This is a genomic window from Sphingobium sp. PNB (genome assembly GCF_019873065.1).
Taxonomy (GTDB): Bacteria; Pseudomonadota; Alphaproteobacteria; order Sphingomonadales; family Sphingomonadaceae; genus Sphingobium; species Sphingobium fuliginis.
Genome location: NZ_JAINEZ010000002.1, coordinates 158,805 through 174,843, shown reverse-complemented (window position 1 = coordinate 174,843; position 16,039 = coordinate 158,805). Strand labels below are relative to the sequence as shown.

The 16,039-nt window shown below is 61.1% G+C and carries 17 protein-coding genes; 11 read left to right on the top strand and 6 right to left on the bottom strand.

Translation table 11 applies throughout. From position 1 onward, the window contains the following. Positions 1-283: 283 nt before the first annotated feature. The 4 genes from K7W03_RS01555 (at position 284) to K7W03_RS01540 (ending at position 6,632) form a co-directional block, all read left to right on the top strand. Complete coding sequence (locus K7W03_RS01555) at positions 284-850, top strand: RNA polymerase sigma factor (RefSeq protein ID WP_222885359.1); 567 nt, start codon at positions 284-286, stop codon at positions 848-850. Next, positions 843-1,814 carry a FecR family protein gene (locus tag K7W03_RS01550; protein ID WP_222885358.1) on the top strand — a complete coding sequence of 324 codons (972 nt, stop codon included), beginning with the start codon at positions 843-845 and terminating at the stop codon, positions 1,812-1,814. The genes K7W03_RS01555 and K7W03_RS01550 overlap by 8 nt, the downstream gene beginning before the upstream one ends. 94 nt (positions 1,815-1,908) lie before the next feature. Then, a complete protein-coding gene (locus K7W03_RS01545) occupies positions 1,909-4,479 on the top strand; it encodes a TonB-dependent receptor (RefSeq protein WP_222885357.1) in 2,571 nt (856 codons plus the stop codon). A gap of 44 nt (positions 4,480-4,523) precedes the next feature. Beyond that, positions 4,524-6,632: an Atxe2 family lasso peptide isopeptidase gene (locus K7W03_RS01540; RefSeq protein ID WP_222885356.1), complete on the top strand. Its 2,109-nt coding sequence runs from the start codon at positions 4,524-4,526 to the stop codon at positions 6,630-6,632. Between the two features lie 12 nt (positions 6,633-6,644). Here the strand turns inward: K7W03_RS01540 and K7W03_RS28290 are convergent, their stop codons facing one another. The 6 genes from K7W03_RS28290 to K7W03_RS01510 all read right to left on the bottom strand — a co-directional run bounded on the left by K7W03_RS28290 (position 6,645) and on the right by K7W03_RS01510 (position 11,197). Further along, positions 6,645-7,754 (bottom strand): asparagine synthase C-terminal domain-containing protein, encoded by a 1,110-nt coding sequence (locus K7W03_RS28290; RefSeq protein ID WP_226869622.1) that lies wholly within the window; start codon positions 7,752-7,754, stop codon positions 6,645-6,647. Positions 7,755-8,404: 650 nt separating this feature from the next. Beyond that, positions 8,405-8,734 carry a lasso peptide biosynthesis B2 protein gene (locus tag K7W03_RS28285; RefSeq protein ID WP_226869621.1) on the bottom strand — a complete coding sequence of 110 codons (330 nt, stop codon included), beginning with the start codon at positions 8,732-8,734 and terminating at the stop codon, positions 8,405-8,407. Between the two features lie 366 nt (positions 8,735-9,100). Continuing rightward, positions 9,101-9,226, bottom strand: coding sequence for a benenodin family lasso peptide (locus tag K7W03_RS01525; protein ID WP_222885353.1), 126 nt, complete (start codon positions 9,224-9,226; stop codon positions 9,101-9,103). A gap of 163 nt (positions 9,227-9,389) precedes the next feature. Further along, on the bottom strand, positions 9,390-10,028 hold the full coding sequence (locus tag K7W03_RS01520; protein ID WP_222885352.1) for a GntR family transcriptional regulator: 639 nt from the start codon (positions 10,026-10,028) through the stop codon (positions 9,390-9,392). Between the two features lie 5 nt (positions 10,029-10,033). After that, the gene (locus K7W03_RS01515) at positions 10,034-10,453 is read right to left on the bottom strand and encodes a helix-turn-helix domain-containing protein (RefSeq protein WP_066563261.1); all 420 of its coding nucleotides are present in this window, start codon (positions 10,451-10,453) and stop codon (positions 10,034-10,036) included. Between the two features lie 150 nt (positions 10,454-10,603). Then, the gene (locus K7W03_RS01510) at positions 10,604-11,197 is read right to left on the bottom strand and encodes a hypothetical protein (protein ID WP_222885351.1); all 594 of its coding nucleotides are present in this window, start codon (positions 11,195-11,197) and stop codon (positions 10,604-10,606) included. Between the two features lie 122 nt (positions 11,198-11,319). Here K7W03_RS01510 and K7W03_RS01505 point away from each other — a divergent pair, with 122 nt between their 5' ends. The 7 genes from K7W03_RS01505 (at position 11,320) to K7W03_RS01475 (ending at position 16,019) form a co-directional block, all read left to right on the top strand. Further along, on the top strand, positions 11,320-11,592 hold the full coding sequence (locus tag K7W03_RS01505) for a hypothetical protein (protein ID WP_222885350.1): 273 nt from the start codon (positions 11,320-11,322) through the stop codon (positions 11,590-11,592). Beyond that, the gene (locus K7W03_RS01500; RefSeq protein WP_222885349.1) at positions 11,589-12,383 is read left to right on the top strand and encodes a DsbC family protein; all 795 of its coding nucleotides are present in this window, start codon (positions 11,589-11,591) and stop codon (positions 12,381-12,383) included. The genes K7W03_RS01505 and K7W03_RS01500 overlap by 4 nt, the downstream gene beginning before the upstream one ends. 178 nt (positions 12,384-12,561) lie before the next feature. Next, positions 12,562-12,879: a hypothetical protein gene (locus K7W03_RS01495; protein ID WP_222885348.1), complete on the top strand. Its 318-nt coding sequence runs from the start codon at positions 12,562-12,564 to the stop codon at positions 12,877-12,879. A gap of 121 nt (positions 12,880-13,000) precedes the next feature. After that, positions 13,001-13,267 carry a type IV conjugative transfer system protein TraL gene (locus K7W03_RS01490; RefSeq protein WP_222885347.1) on the top strand — a complete coding sequence of 89 codons (267 nt, stop codon included), beginning with the start codon at positions 13,001-13,003 and terminating at the stop codon, positions 13,265-13,267. A 10-nt stretch (positions 13,268-13,277) separates the two neighbouring features. Beyond that, positions 13,278-13,916 (top strand): type IV conjugative transfer system protein TraE, encoded by a 639-nt coding sequence (locus K7W03_RS01485; protein ID WP_222885346.1) that lies wholly within the window; start codon positions 13,278-13,280, stop codon positions 13,914-13,916. Beyond that, positions 13,900-14,667, top strand: coding sequence for a type-F conjugative transfer system secretin TraK (locus K7W03_RS01480; RefSeq protein ID WP_222885345.1), 768 nt, complete (start codon positions 13,900-13,902; stop codon positions 14,665-14,667). Before K7W03_RS01485 ends, K7W03_RS01480 begins: the two co-directional genes overlap by 17 nt. Continuing rightward, entirely contained in the window at positions 14,664-16,019 is a 1,356-nt protein-coding gene (locus K7W03_RS01475) for a TraB/VirB10 family protein (protein WP_222885344.1), read from the top strand. The genes K7W03_RS01480 and K7W03_RS01475 overlap by 4 nt, the downstream gene beginning before the upstream one ends. Positions 16,020-16,039: the final 20 nt, after the last annotated feature.

Here is a 16,039-nt window from a genome sequence, read left to right as displayed (position 1 = left end):
CGACATGATCGCTTCCTTCCCTGCCAACATGTGGTCAGAAAAGGATACCCTCGCCTCGAGCGCCGGGCAGCAGCTATCCCACAAGCGTATGCGCCTGACTGTTAGGCAGGTTTCCAACATCCGGCTTAGGCCGTCGCCCCGAGTGGACATAGGTGCGACGAATGAGCCAGGGCCAATCACGACCGGCACGGGACCGGACTAATCCGGGAATATTTCCCTTTCACGACGACCGCTGCGGGAAGCCATTCCCGCGATGCGGTGCGCACATGATCAGCATGTCATCATGAGCGTCTCTCCTCAACGACGCGCATCGCTCGATGATGACGAGGCAGATAGCGCGGCTCCTCCCACTCATGAATTTGCAGACGTTTACCGGCGGGAAAAGCCCCGTCTCCTGCGCTACTTCCTGCAAAAGCTCGGCAATCGCGCCGATGCCGACGAGATGGCGCAGGAAGTGATGACGCGGTTTCTGGGGGCCACGCCCGCCGTCGCGGTGGCGACGCCTCGCGCCTATATCACCCGCATCGCCACGAACATGCTGCGGGATCGAGCGGAACGGGGCTCAACACGCCTGTCGCAACTGTCGGTGTCTCTGGACGAGGGATTGCATAAATCCAATGGCATCGACCCGCACCGCGAGGTCGAGGCCCGGCAGGAGGTCCAGCGCTGGCGAACGATCTTGCAACAACTGCCGCCACGCACATTGGACATCTTCCTTCTCAATCGTGTCGAGGGCTATAGCTATCGGGAGATAGCATCGGATTTGAGACTCCCCTTGTGGATGGTGCAAAAGCATATGTTGAAGGCCATCCGGCATATCGCCGCCAATCACGGAGACGGCCATGAATAAGCTGTCCTGGTGGGATCGCCGCGCCGCCTCGATATGGGTCAACAAAATGCTCTGCGACCCTGACCAGCATCAGGCGGGCCTTCATCGCTGGATGGCGGCGAAGGAAGGCCGTCAACATCTCTATGAAAATCTGCTGGTCGATGTCGGAGCCGCAGCGGGCGCTGCGGCCGTTGCGCTCATGCCTGTCGAAAGGCGCGTGGCGCCCGCGCCCAAATGGCGGCCGGCCTTAGCGGCAGCAGCGGTCATAACCGTGATCTCCGCCGCGCTCATCATGATGCAATTCCACGCCCCGGTCTCACATGAAGAGGCATTCAGGGGCGGCCAGCTCGCAACAAAGGTCGGCGAGGTGCGGGAGGTCCGACTGGAGGATGGATCGGTCCTCATTCTCGACACCGCCACGCGCATCGACGTCGATCTGTCAGCGAAGCAACGCATTGTCAGTCTGGAGCGCGGCCGGGCAAGGTTCAAGGTCATGGGCGATTCTGCACGCCCCTTCATCGTGCGTTTCGGTGAGAATGAAATCATCTCTCGCAGCACGATATTCGACGTGAGCTATGGAAATCGGGTCGCCATTCATCTCCTTGAAGGGAAAGCCGACGTGAAGGTGCGAGGATGGCGCGCTGGCGCCCAACCCGAGCAGTTGTTTCGTCTCCGATCTGGCGAGCAATTATCCTTCCTCGATGGACAAGCCATGCCGCCTTCTGTCATGTCCGCAAGACCTACAGACGAGCAATGGGTCAGCGGCGTGAAGAATGTAGATGATGTTCCGATCAGCGAGGTGATCGCCGAAGCCAACAGCTACAGCACGACGCAGATCGTGCTCGCCGATCCAGCTCTTGGCAGCAGGGAGATATTCGGCTCGGTTCATATCCGTGACATTGACGCTGTGGCCGAAGCAATTGCCGCGTTCCTGGAGGCAAAGGTCGATCGTTCGCATCCAGGAAAATTGATCATCACAAAATAATTATCGATCCCGCCAGCTTCAATTTCTTGCTCCCTCGTCTTTACCCGATTGCCCTGTTCAAGAAGGGCGCGGCGACAATGATGGGGGAAGCATCATGGGTTTCGGCAAGACTGGATTATTGATCGGCGCGGCGACCGCCCTGGTGGCGATGTGCCCGGACAGCAGGGCACAGGAGAGCGAGCGGCGATCCTATGATATTCCCGCCCAGGACCTCAAACATGCGCTGCGCGCCCTTACCCGGGCGTCCGGATATCAGCTGATCGCCGATTCAAGAGCCGTTCGGGGAAAGCAGGCCAAAGCCCTCAAGGGCGACTATACTTTGCGTGAAGCGGTCGAAGCCCTTGTCGCGGGCAGCGATCTCAGCGTGGACGTTCAAAATGGTTCGGTGTTTGTGCGGGGGCGAGGCGCACCGTCGCGCGAGCCGATAGCGGACGCGGCGGACGACAGCCACCTCGTGGTCACCGGCTCGCGGATCCGGGGAGGCGCGGTGGCCTCCAAGACAACCCGGCTGTCGCAAGATGATATCCGTGATGCAGGCCTTGGCACGCTCGCTGAAGCGATCCGCACCATCCCGCAAAATTTCGGCGGTGGCCAAAATCCCGGCATCGGTCTCAATGTGCCTGAGGGCAATGGCGCCAATTATGGCAGCGGTTCGTCGCTCAACTTGCGGGGGCTGGGGTCCGATGCGACACTGACGCTGCTCAACGGGCATCGGTTGGCCTATAATGTCGCGGCCCAATCCATCGACATTTCAACCATCCCGTTCGAGGCCATCGACCGGATCGAGGTGGTCGCGGACGGCGCGTCGGCCCTTTATGGCTCAGATGCCGTTGCCGGTGTCGCGAATATCATCCTGAAGCGTGATTTCTCAGGCCTCAAGACGACCGCACGCCTGGGTGCATCAACGGACGGCGGCAACAAGCAGCAGCAATATGGCGCCATTGCGGGCAGGCAGTGGTCATCGGGCGGCCTCATGGTCGCCGGTGAGTTTGCCCGCACCACGCCGATCCTCGCGCGCCAGCGGGACTATACGGAAGTTCGCGCAAAGGGCCTCTATCTGTCCCCCTTCCTCAAGCATTACAGCCTCATGGGCAGCGCCCATCAGGACATCAGCGGCAGCCTCGGCTTCGAGATTGACGGCGTCTACAACAAGCGCAAGAGTAACAACCGCTACGCCCTCGATTCCCGTGGCGATCCGACCGTTTATGGTTCCACATCCTATTATGACAGCCAGTCCTTCGTGGTCGCACCAAGTCTTCGATGGGATTTTGCCGATGGCTGGCAGGCTCGCGTGGCAGGAATGTTCGGCGAAGACCGTACCCGCTATGCCTTCAATGTGTTCGTCAATAGCGCCCTGGCCTCGTACCAGGCCGGCTGTTACTGCAACAAGGCCAGCTCAGCAGAAATCAATATCGACGGCACCGTCGCCCAGCTGCCCGGCGGCCCCGCGAAGATTGCCATTGGCGGCGGTTTCCGACGCAATGATTTCCACGGCTATCGCACGGCTGGCGGAACGCAGAATGTGAAGGTGAGCCAGGACGCCTATTTCGCGTTCGGAGAAGCCAGCCTTCCGCTGATCGGCCCCGATCAGATTGCATGGATGCATCGCCTGACCGTGAATGCGGCGCTGCGCTATGAACGCTATCCGGACGTGGACGAGGTCGTGACGCCTAAATTGGGCGTCATCCTCACGCCCGTCGAGGGTTTTGACCTGAAGGGAAGCTGGGGCAAATCCTTTCGCGCCCCTACCCTCTTCCAGCAATATAATCAGACCACTGGGACGGTGTTCCCCACCTCCACGCTGGGCGGCACCGGCTATCCTGCCGGCTCGACGGTGATCCTGCTCGCCGGCGGCAACCCTGACCTCAAGCCCGAGCGGGCGACGACATGGTCGACGACGCTGGACATCCATCCCCCAGCAATCCCCAATGCGCGGGTCGAGATCAGCTATTTCGACGTCCGCTATCGCGACCGGATCGTCACCCCGATCCCCTTTGCCGGTCAATCGCTCAGCAACCCCATCTATGCCGATCTCGTCGATTTCAGTCCGGATGCTGCCGCTGTCCAGACAGCGGTTGACAGCGCGGACGTGTTTCAGAGCGTGGTCGCTGGCTCGTTCGATCCGAGCAAGGTTGCCGCCATCGTCTATAATATGAACCGCAATGTGGCGCGCCAGTCGATCCATGGTGTCGACATCGCGGCCCGCTATCAATTCGACACGAAGGCCATGGGGTCCTTTTCCCTGCAAGGCGATGCAAGCTTCCTGGAGAGTTCGCAGACCCGCAGCGCGCTCCAGCCGACGACGGAGCTGGCAGGTACTCTCTTCAATCCGCCCAAATTCAGAGGCAGAGCCGGGATCGGTTGGCGATATGACAATACCCATATATCCTTCTTCGCCAATCATATCGGCTCGCTCAAGGACCAGCGCGCCACCCAGCTGGCCCGGATCGAAGCGACCACCACGTTCGATGCCAGTCTGCGGCTGACGAGCGATGCGCAGGCCGGACCGCTGGGGAAGATGGATTTCATTCTGTCGGCACAAAATCTGTTCAACAAGCGGCCGCCCCTTATCCGGACCTCCAGCGTCTATGAGGCGCCCTATGATTCCACCAACTATTCGGCGATCGGCCGCTTCGTCAGCCTGAGCGTCAGCAAGCAATGGTAAGCGCCTCCCGAAGCGATCTTGCCCTGTCGTGCGCGGCATCGGTCATGGCCCTCGCCCTATGCCCGGTTGCCGTTGCATCGACCGCCCCGACCATGCCCCCTGCCTGCAAAGACTTCCTGCAGCGCAAGCGCATGGCCGGGGATAGTCGGGATGTCAGGGTCGACGACCTGCTGCGCCTGCGCGATATCGGTTACAGTTACGTCCCCAAGGGCGCGCGGCTTTTCAGCCTGTCGCCCAATGGTCGGAAACTCGCCTTCACCATGCATCGCGCCGACCCCGCTTCCAATCGCTACTGCTTTGCCTTGATGGCGCTGGATCTGGACCGGCCGAACGAACCGGTGCTGCTGGACGCTGGCGACGAGGTGATCGTGGAGTCCTTTGCGATCCGAGGCATCAAGGTCGATTATGGCTCCATCAAGAATGAGGCGCCGGTCTGGTCGGCTGACGGAAGCAGCCTGCTCTATCTCAAGCAGACGGGCGGTCGCGCGCAACTCTGGAAGGCTGGCCTGGATGAGGAAGCGGCGCAACTGACCCATTCGCAGGTTGGCGTCGATCGCTTCAAACTGTCCCATGGCGGCCGCGCGATCATCTTTTCCGACCGGCCGGGCATCAGCGCGCAGGAACAGGCCATCGCCCAGGAAGGCGATCAGGGCTTTCTCCTCGACGATCGCATCGCGCCCTATAGTAGCAGCCGTCCCGCGGTCCGGCTTCCACAGCCCGAACGGGTCCAGCTGCTGGATCTCGGCAGCCGCAACATCGCGCCCGCGTCTCCAACGGACCTCGAAGAATTTGGGGCGCCCCTCAATGCCGACCCCAACGAGAATATGCTTTCGGCCAGGGCTACCGACGGCGCGATTGCATCGGTCGTCCGCACCACTCCCGCTTCCTATGCCAGCCCCACCTTCGTCACGGCGGTGGATGCGAAGGGCCGCAAGTCGGTTTGTCCGGCCGACGCCTGCAAGACCAGCCTTCTGTCGGGCTTCGAAGGCATATGGTGGACCGGACGGAAAGACGAAATTGCCTTTCTCCGGCGGGAGGGCTGGGGTGGAAGCAAGCTCGGCATCTATAGCTGGACGGTCGGACGGAGCCAGACGCAGAAGATTTACGAAACGGCGGATTTGCTCATGGGCTGTGAGATGAACGCGGGCGCGTTGATCTGCGCCCAAGAAGGGTCGCAGCGGCCTCGCGCCATCGTTCGGATTCCGATCCGTTCGCAGCCCCAGGAAACCATCCTTTACGATCCGAACCCGGAGTTCAGCACCCTGCGCCTTGGCAAGGTCGAGAGGCTCGAATGGCGGAACGAGAATGGGTCCGAGAGCTTTGCCGATCTTGTCCTGCCCTATGGCCACAAACCCGGTGACAAGCCGCTGCCGCTCGTCATCGTCCAATATATGACGCGCGGGCTTCTGCGTGGCGGAACCGGCGATGAATATCCGATTCAGCTCCTCGCCCACGCCGGCATGGCTGTTCTGAGTTTGCAGCGGCCCCCGGCGATCACAGCTGCGGAAGGCAATGGCAAATCCACCGCGGAAATTCTCAAAAGCCTGTCGGACGATTGGGCGGACCGGCGCAACATTCATAGTTCGCTCATGCAGGCCCTCAGGATCGTCACCGCCCGAGGCGATATCGATGCGTCCCGCATCGGCATCAGCGGCGTCAGCGACGGCGCGACCACCGCCCAGTTCGCCATGATCCACGCTCCGCAGCTTTTCCGCGCGGCTTCCATGGGGTCCTGCTGCCTCGATCCGACCAGCATGATGATCTATGGTGGCCCGGGCCTTACCGAAGAACGCGAGAAATGGGGGTTTCCGCCCGCCCAAGGCCCGGGATCGGGTGCGTGGCAGGCGGTATCCCTGGCCGTCAATCGATCCGATGTCATGGCGCCTTTGCTCATGAACCTTGCCGACCATGAATTTCTGATCTCGCAGGAAACCTATGCCGCCTATCGCCGCGCGCGTCGCCCGGTGGACGTCAGGATCTTCCCCAATGAGTTTCACCTCAAATGGCAGCCCGCGCATCGCCGTGCGATCTATTGCCGCAATGTCGCCTGGTTTTCCTTCTGGCTTGACGTCAATGCGACCGACATAGGGTGTGCGCCCGATGCCGCCGAATTGGCGCGCTGGGCTGCCATGCGCAAGGCGGCGCCAGGATGACGCCTCTCGCATTCAATCCGCATCCGTCCAGCTTTGCGCCCATGCCTCGACGTCGACGAGCCGCATGACCTGCCAATAGCTATGGCCACGTGTGGGGACGGCGGGGTGGCATCGCGCGGCCACCGCTTCGCGGTCGATCAGTCCCTGGGAGGCCAGCCAGCCATCGCAGAGCATCTCCTGAATGATCTTCCGGTTGCGTTCAAATATCTCGACAACGAAGCTGTCGGGCGTGCCCTTGGTCCTTCGACGCAACACGCGCTCGGGGAGCAAGGGCACAAAGGCTTCCCTGGCGATCACCCGGTCACGACCGCCATCGAGCCAGGCCCATGTCGGCAGGCAGAGACAATATTCGACCACCGGCTGCGTCAGCAGGGGCCACAGGGTCGCGTGGCCCTGCTCCCTGCCATAGCCTTCGATATGGTTGCGCACCCCCAATATCCAGGCGATGTGCTGGGCCTTTCCCGGCAGCTCTCCCTTGGGCGTCGATGTCCAGGGATGGGTAGACCATATTTCCGCGACCTCCTGGAAGTCGGGATTGAGGAAACTGCGATCCTGGGTCCAGAGATAGTCATGCGGCCGAAACCAGGCGCGTTGGATGCCCTTGACCCAGGCGCTCCAGAGCGAGCTGTCGGTCAGAAGGCTGAGATCCCGCGCCGCTTTCCATGAAGTGCGGCCCGGGCCGTTCATTCGCAAACTATCGGCCAAGGGGCGCGCCGATTGCAGGAAGCAGAAGACATTGTCGCCGCCACCGCCGCTCGCAAAGGCATCGGCGCCCAGTTGCGCGCCGAGAGCAAGATGGGCCGCATTGCCGGATTGGGCGAAAGCGCGCGCCAGCGGCCTGGGCAGATGAGAACCATCGCACCTGAGAAGATCAATCTCCTCAAAGGATTCCGGAACCTCATGCAGAGGGACGCCCAGATGCGCGGCCACTTCCCGGGCATAGCTCCTTTCGTCTCCCGAGGCATCACGGGTGACGAGGTTGAAACAGGCAAAAGGAATACCCGCTTGCGCCAGGCTCGCGGCAACGATCGAGGAATCGAGCCCGCCGGAAAGACCCAGAAGCACGTGCCGGCTATCGCTCGACGTTTTCCTTACAGAATTGATGACAATCTTTCGCAGCATGCTGGGCGCCTCGGACAGATCAGTGACCTGCGCTTCGCGCGATGCAAACCTCCAAGGGTTCCAGAATTCCGTGACGATCGCAGCCTCCGTGCTGACGCTCAGGACATGCCCGCCTTGCAACTCCATCACGTCCCGGAGGCAGGTCAGCGCAGGGCGTAAATTCAAATTGTGGAGATGCCGATAGACGCTCAGCGCATTGATGGACGGGCGATATCCCGCAGCAACCAGAAGCCGTACATCGGAGGCGATAATCGTCACGCCATCCATCTCGACATAATAGCAAGGAAGCTGGCCCTGCGGGCTGCGCGCTACATCGACCACTCCGCTTTTGCCGTCGTGATTGAGAACGACAAAGTCGCCCCAATTATCGCGCATGATGATGTGCCAGTCCCCCCAGGGGAGCAGCGGCCGGTGTAGCGGCTCGCCATCAGGTCCAGCAATTCGATCGGGTCCGTGAACTTGCCCCATCAACGCCCCCCTCTCGTCGCGCAAGGCCGAAAATGGGAGATTCCTGTCCACTGCGAGGGAGTAAGTGGGGCCGTTCTGAACGACCTCCAAACCATGTACTCTCAGCATATCCCAGAAGCGGGGCGTGCAAAAGGCGTCGAATTGTTCGTCGGCCGCTATGACGGCAAGATAGCGTCCCTTGATCATGCCGCGAGGATCGGCGTGAAGTTGATCACATGGTCGAGGCTGTCGTTGAGGACCATGTCGCCATGCTGGACCCAGCAATGCGCCTGGAACGGCCTGGCCGTCACCCCGAACACGAGATCCAGCGCCATCCCCCTGGAGGCTGCCCAGCGCATCAGCGCAAGCGAGCGAAGGAGACATTGGTCGTGGCGTGTTGCCATGGTGCGTATGTCTTCCAGGGCCTGGGCCATGGTGAACTCGAATGGTCTCGACCCGCATTGCGCTTTGCATTTGCGGATATCCTCAATATGCGCCTGCAATGGCCGATATTGGAGCGCCCGCTTTGTCATGCAAAGCCAATAGATGGCCGCAATCTTCCGGCTGATCGGCGCGGGCGCGCAATCCTCGTCAAGCAAGCTGCGGGTCGGCATCACGGTTAGTTTGAAAGGCTCAACCCCGTGACCTGTTGAGGGAACCAGGAGCCGTAAAAGTCCGGGACTAAGATCTTGTTCCTCACTTGTCGCAGATCCTGATCGGACCAGGGACTTGAGCGAAGTCTCGTCGCTTTGCGACAGGCCAAGATAGCGTCCTGCGCTGAGGTCAAGAAACACGATTTTCTCTCCCGCCACGCAGAAAGTGACATTGTCTCGCAAAGCATATCCCACGGCTTGCCTCCCAAAGGGTCCGGCGCGGCTTTGGCCGCGCCGGGTTGAGGGTCATTCGTCGGAAATGCCGCCGCCGAACAACGTCTGCTGGCCGACTTGATCGCCGGTAATGGCGACAGGGCCCTTGGTTTCGATCAGCACCTCACCGAGGTCGATCAGATCGTCATCACGTTCCATATGTTCCTCCATCAATAGCTGCTAGATTGCAGCGCTATAACTTTAGATGAGAGGGGCAAATGATCAGAGCATATACGTTCCCATTTTGACGACATATATGCTGGACAACGCAAGGTGATTGTGATCTTCCCCATGACAACGGCGATATTTCCGCGATTTTCCGTTATCGATCGATGAATCCGCCCTTAATCATGGCGGAAAAAATCGCATCAACATTGAACAAACGTCGCCGATGATATTGCCAGAGCGCCCTTCTGATCGAATATTTGTCCCCACAGCGAACGATATTCCACAAGGACTGTATCTCGGGAAAGCAGCGTGGAAGGACCATTTCATGGATTCGAATCAGATGAAGCCTTGTCTCGATACCAATGATGGCGTGCAAATGTTCCGGATTAGGAGAGCAAGCCCCCACTCTTGTGAACAGATCGCCCGCCAGCTTTGCCAGATGATGATGTTCTCCCGACAGGCCTTGTGACCCGTCATCGGGGAAATCGCCAATCTCCGTGGACTCGTCGAGGGTGCGAATTATCATGCGCAGCAGATCGGCATGCCAGCCATAAAGGTGAGCGAGACGCTCGGATGTCAAGGCGGGAAGCGCAAATCCTCCTCCGCCCTGTATGTCGACAAGACGCTCACCCACCATGCGCAGCACTGCGTCTCGGACCGGGGAGACGCTGGTGCCGGCGTTTTCAGCGATCTGGCTGAGGACAAGACTGTTTCCTGGCCGCAATTCTCCCACCATGATTTGCCGCTTCAATTCGCGATAGACGCGATCGGCAGTAACAGCATCGGGCGACATGGCCGTCAGGCCTCCCTGTCGATGCCCTCATCCGTAAGCGGAATCGGGATTGAACGGAGGAATGGTTTCAGACGATAGCTCGCAATAAACTCGATGCATCCAGCCTCAAGTTCATGCATGTCCTCATCGAAAATCTGTCGTGGAAAGTGCATCTGATGCTCCAGAAACAACATTGGCAAGAGGAGATGCGATGCAGACAATCCAAGACCGTGCGCGCACCGCAAATGGTCGTCGAGCCGGGACTTGGGGCTTCCCGATTCGACTTCCCGAAGCCAGCGTTCACCCATCCCAACCTGGGCTGCCAGCTGCTTCTGCGTCATGCGCTTGTCCCGCCGCCTTTCCTCGATGCGGCGGCCCGAGATCTGTTTGACCTCGGCTAGAATAGCGGCGCGGCTACCCGGCCGCCTGCTTTGAGTCGACATCATCAGGTTCTCCCTGAATGTTCCTCAAAGCTTCCATGCACATTCCGACTGTTTCAACTTGTTGTGTGAAACCCTCGGCACGTCAAATATTATCGTTCTCATTTTGGGAGCAATTACCATCAGGCTCTTCGATGACCAAAAGCCTGATCCTGCTCACTTATCTGCCAGAAGATCGCTCATTCGGCTATACGCCGCTCGCAGGGTCTTGTCCTCGCTGGCGGCCATGAGCGCGATACAGGCTGCATAAAGGGCGTTCTTTGTTGGCCGATCGCCAAGATGATCCGATCTTTCCAGGCGATCGCTGATCTTGCCCGCGATTCCCTGCAATCGATCGGACGCCCCGACAAAATGCTCCCTTTTCCCGATCAGCCGTCGCAAATGGGGGAGTTCGAGTTCGGCAGCAATCTCCGATGCATCCGACGCTTCCGCGATCAATATGGCTACATACAGTGTCGAGCCATAGGAGATCAGGCTGTTGGCGAGCTTCGCCAGCCGGCCGTGGCAAACAAGAAAGAGATCCGTGCCCTCAGGCGACAGGGACAGTTTGTACGTTCTCGATTGGCGTTCTGTCATGATGTCTCCCTCATCCGATTCGAGGTTGGTACTCATGATGATGACGACCCGAACGGAGAATAAAGCCGATTTTTGATAAGAAAAGCGGCATTTATATGCCGCTTCCGGAACATGAATGCCGCAATCGGCACAACAGTGCCCTACCCCTTGCGCACCTTTTAAAGCTGTGGACAACGGGTTTCACGGTCGACGACTGGAAAGCACATTCCGGCAATTTGAGCAGAGCTTCCACCCGCCGACCCCACCCTGATCAAGAAGGCGTCCGAGAGGATACGCCGCCAGTATGGAGCATCGTCATGGCCCAATCTCCTCCTGTTCTCGGCTCCTGCCTGGGTTTGGCGCTCGCCACGATCCTGGCGAGTGCACAACCTCCCCGGATAGCATCGACGGACGATGGGCACGGCAGGCTGGCCATCATCCAGGCGAGCGACGCATTCCAGATCGTTCCCCTCCCAACCGGCGAACCGGCATTCGCGCCGCCCCGCAGCGCAATGGCCGTCGGCAGCAGCATCCGCATCGATGTCGATATTGCTCGCGCGATCACGCAGAACAGCGGAGGCACGCAATGAGCCGCCGGGTCAGTTTCGCCCAGGCGGCCAGCACGGCCCTGCTCCTAGGCGTCAGCATGAGCGCCGCCCAGGCCCAGTCGAAGCCCGACGATGCGCAGCTGCTGCAAAAGGCGGCGCAGGACGCGGAGCAGAAACTCCGCCAGAGCTTCACCAATCTCGAGTTCGAGGGGTTCGAACCGGCGCCGGTCAAAGGTCCGATCTACCAGGCGAGCGCGGGCAGCCGCATGCTCTATTATGCCCCGGAGAGCGAGCATATCCTGTTCGCCACGGTCTATGACCGCAACGGCGTCAATGTGACGGCGCTCGCCCAGGATTCACGAGCGCAGCGGCAGCTTGCCGCGATCGATCCCAAACAGGCGCTGGCGATTGGCCCCAAGGACGCGCCTTCGGTGATCGAATTCACCGATCCCGATTGTCCTTACTGCCGCGCGCTCGATCGCTTCTGGGGAGCCAAGGCAGCCGAAGGAAGGCCTGTGCGGCGCCTCGTCTATTTCGTGTCGGGTATCCATCCCGAAGCCGCAACCAAGGCGGAACATATCCTCTGCGCGCCCGACAAAGAGGCCAGCTTCAAGGCCCTCTATGCCGGTGCGAAACCGCCTGCCCTGCTGACATGCGCGGAAGGCCATGCCAAGGTGGAAGCCGACGCGGCACTGGTGAAAAAGGTGGGCGTCAGCGGTACGCCGACCCTCATCGTGGGCGGCAAGATCATCTCGGGTTTCGACCAGGCGGAAATCGAGGCGTTTCTCGACAGCGCCTATGCGCCAAAGGCGTCCAGCCATGCCGGGCGCTGATCCCCATCCCCTTTTTGGCGGCCGTCCGGCGCGTGCGGCGACCCGCGCGGCCCGGCGGAACGAAATGCCGGCGATCGCGGCCCCATGGAGCCGTCCGACACGATCTTCGGCAGCCTACGAGGTCCCTCGCCGGCACACATCCCAAGCGGACGGCTCCTTCTTGCAATTGGAGTATGACATGATCAAAGCCCTTGGACGGCGCAGCCTCACCGCTGCCGAACATTCGATTACCGCTCTCCTGGCCATATTCGCGGCCATGGGGATTGCCCATGCTTTTACGGCGCCCGCCGCCGGCGACCTTGGCTACGACATTTACGACATCGTGGTGAACCAGGGCGTCAAGGGCCCGCTGGGCTTTGTCGGCGGCGTTGCGGCCTTCCTGTTCGGCGTCTCGCGCCTCTTTTCCAACATCATGATCGGCATACCGACGATCGTGGCGGCGGTCTGCCTCATCAAGGCGGATTCGATCCTCCAGACGTTCGGCATGACGATCTGAACTGATCGGCGCGGGTCGCCACACTCTCACGCAACCCACGCCCCCGAGCCTGGAAGCCAATGGTGGCTTCCGGGAAACCCCGAGCTCATGCCGGGGAGATGAAGCAGGAGGAGAAGGGACAATGGACGAACGCCTGCCCCAGTATCTGCATCGGCCGGTCCAGATCCTATGGTTCGGATCGGACGAGTTCATCCTGGTGGTCTCGACCATCTTCGTCGCCGTCATCGTCGGCGGGCTGGTCGGATGGGCGCTCGTCCTTGCCCTTCTCCTTTTCATCCCCTGGAAGCGCAGTAAACCCCGCGGGTTCCTGGCCCATCTCGCCTGGCGCTGGGGCCTGCTTGGCTTCCGCCATTATCCGGGTCCGACCCAGACCCGCTTCTATGAGTGAGGCCCAAGCCATGTCGATCGTCCCAAACCGAACCGGCCCTGCGGCTGATCCGCTCCTCGGCAAACCAGCGAGCTTTGGTATTCACCGCTATCTCCAGGGCTCCTCCAATCTGTTCGAGGAGAACCGCCTGCTCAAATTCGCGATTGTGGGCCTGTTCGGCATCACGGCGGTGCTGGGCGCGGTGGTCTATTCGACCGACCAGAACCGGCGAACCGTGGTCGTGCCCTTTGGCGCCGGCGGCGATCTCTATGTGACAGGCTCGAAACCCTCGACCGACTATCTGCGAACCATGACGCGCAACATCGTCGCGCTCTCGGGCACTTACTCGGCCTATTCGGCAGACCCCCAGTTCCAGGAACTGCTCTCGATCGTCCATCCGAACGCCTATAACAGCATGCGCGACAGCCTGAACGCGGTACTGGACGAGCTTTCGAAAAACCCGACCCTGTCAATCGCCACCTATATCCGACCCGACCAGCCGGTGAGCTGGACCGACAGGGACATCATCGTTCCGGTCGAGAAGGTTCGCATCATCGGCGGCGTCATCCGCAAATTCCGGGGCACGCTGCGCATCGGCTACGGCGTCGAGAACGGCCGCTTCTGGATCACCCGCCTTTCGGAGGAAAAATTCGATGCCGAGCTTCGGTAAAACCCTGCGCGCGCCTGTGGCCCTTCTGGCCATGATCGGGTCGGCGCCGGTCCTCGCCCAGTCGATCATCGCGCTACCGGACCAGACCAGCACGATCCGCCTCTCCAACCGCGACGTCAATCATGTGATCTGCGCGGGCGGTGAGATCGAGGATGTCAAATTCTCGGCGGAAAAGGCGATTGCCGTCGAGAAGGGCGGATCGGACGCCTGGATCAAGTTCCTGGTGAAGGAGCTCGATGACGCCGGTGCGGTTACCCGCAGCTATGTGACCACGCCGTCGGAATTCTTCGTGTCCTGCAACGGCGCCATCTATCCGCTCTATGCCGAGCCCTCGGACATTCCCGCCCAGACCGTCACCCTGGTGCGGGGCAGCGCGCAGCGCGCCAAGGCCAATGATGAATTGCTGGGGCCGCTGGTCGAGGAGGAGCGCGCCGTCTCGATCACGCTCGCTATGCTCCAGGACCGTATCCCGGCGAGCTTCACCACGGTCGCGCCCAGGGCCGAGCGGGTCGTGCTGCCCTCCCTTCCTGCCGCGCGGATCATCGAACGCCGACGGGTCGAGATAGAGGGTTCGGGTCTTTCGGCATCGGAATATCGGGTCGAAGCGGACGCGAACCTCGGCCTTGATGAGCGGCTGTTCCTCGACCGCGCCTTTGGTGCCCGTGTGTTCGCGGTCAGCGCCGATCGTCTTTCGCTCAAAGCGGGAGAGACCGCCCGCCTCATCATCGTGCGACGCGGAGAAAGCCAATGAGCGAGGAAAAGAAAGGCGGGAAAGAAACCCCGCAGGATCTTGGCGCCCCGATCAAAGGCTTTTCTCGCCCCCCGAAAGATCACTATGAGGCCAGGGACGGAAAGCAAGGGCAAGCAAAGGATCAGAGCACCGTTCGCGGTCCGGCCCTGCTCGATCTGAAAGCCCATTGGCGCACCATGTCGGCAAGACAGAAGCTGCGCGCCAAGCAGGTCGGCGTCGGAGCAGCGGTCGCGATCCTGGGCTATGGTCTCTACACAGCATCCAGCAGTTCCTCCGACGACAAGCCCGATCTGCCCGCAGCCTCAAAGCTGGACATGGGCGCGGGCCTGCGCGGTGACAGCCTGGAGACCAAGCTGCGCGGTGATCTCCAGAAGGTGCTCGACGGCCAGTCCCTGCTGGGCGATCGCATCACCGCGATCGAGGAAGGCAAGGTCGTGCCTGGCAGCAAGATCGGCGGCACGTCCGCTGACGGTGGCGATCTGCCATCGGCCATGCCGGGCACAGTGCCGGCCTTCCCGCCGCCACCGAGCGACGCGGAGCTGGACAGCGCGATGGGGTCGATCCCACCACCCGTGCCGCCGGTCGCTCCGGCAGCACCGCCCGCGCCTCCCGTCGAGAAAACGGTCGGTTCGATAGGCGCTGCCACCAGCGCGATCATCCCCGCCGCAAACAAGGAGGGCGCCGGTTCCGGCAACGGAAAAAAGTCGCGGACGATCTATTTGCCGCCTGGTTTCATGAAGGCACGACTCCTGACCGGGATCGACGCACTGGCCAGCCGGGACGCGACCTCGAACCCGGAACCGCTGATCGCCCGCGTGCAGGCTCCCGCCGTGCTGCCCAATGATGTGAAAGCCAATCTGGCCGGCTGTTTCGTCATCGGTAATGCGACCGGCAGCCTCGCCAAGGAACGGGTCGAGGTCCAGCTGGTGTCGCTCTCCTGCGTCGATTTCGACGAGCGGTCGGTCGTCGATCAGCCCATCAAGGGCTTCTTCGTCGACACCGACGGGAAGAAGGGGCTTTCGGGCAAGGTCGTGACCCGCGCCGGCGCGGCGCTGGCCCGATCCTTCATCGCCGGGACCGTGAGCGGCTTTACCAGCTCGGTCGAAAACAGCTTCGGGGATCTGTCCACCTCGGCGCTGGGTTCGGTCCGCACGCTCGATGCGACCGATGCCGCCAAAAGCGGCCTTGCCGGCGGCCTTTCCAAATCCTCCGACAAGCTCACCGACTTCTATCTCGACCTCGCGCGCCAGGCTGGCCCCATCGTCGAGGTCGGCGCCGCCAAGGAGGTGGTGGTCGTCATCCAGGAGGGTGTGACCCTCGACATCAAACCCAGCGCAGGGAGCAAATTCTGATGGCCTATCGTCTTTCGAGG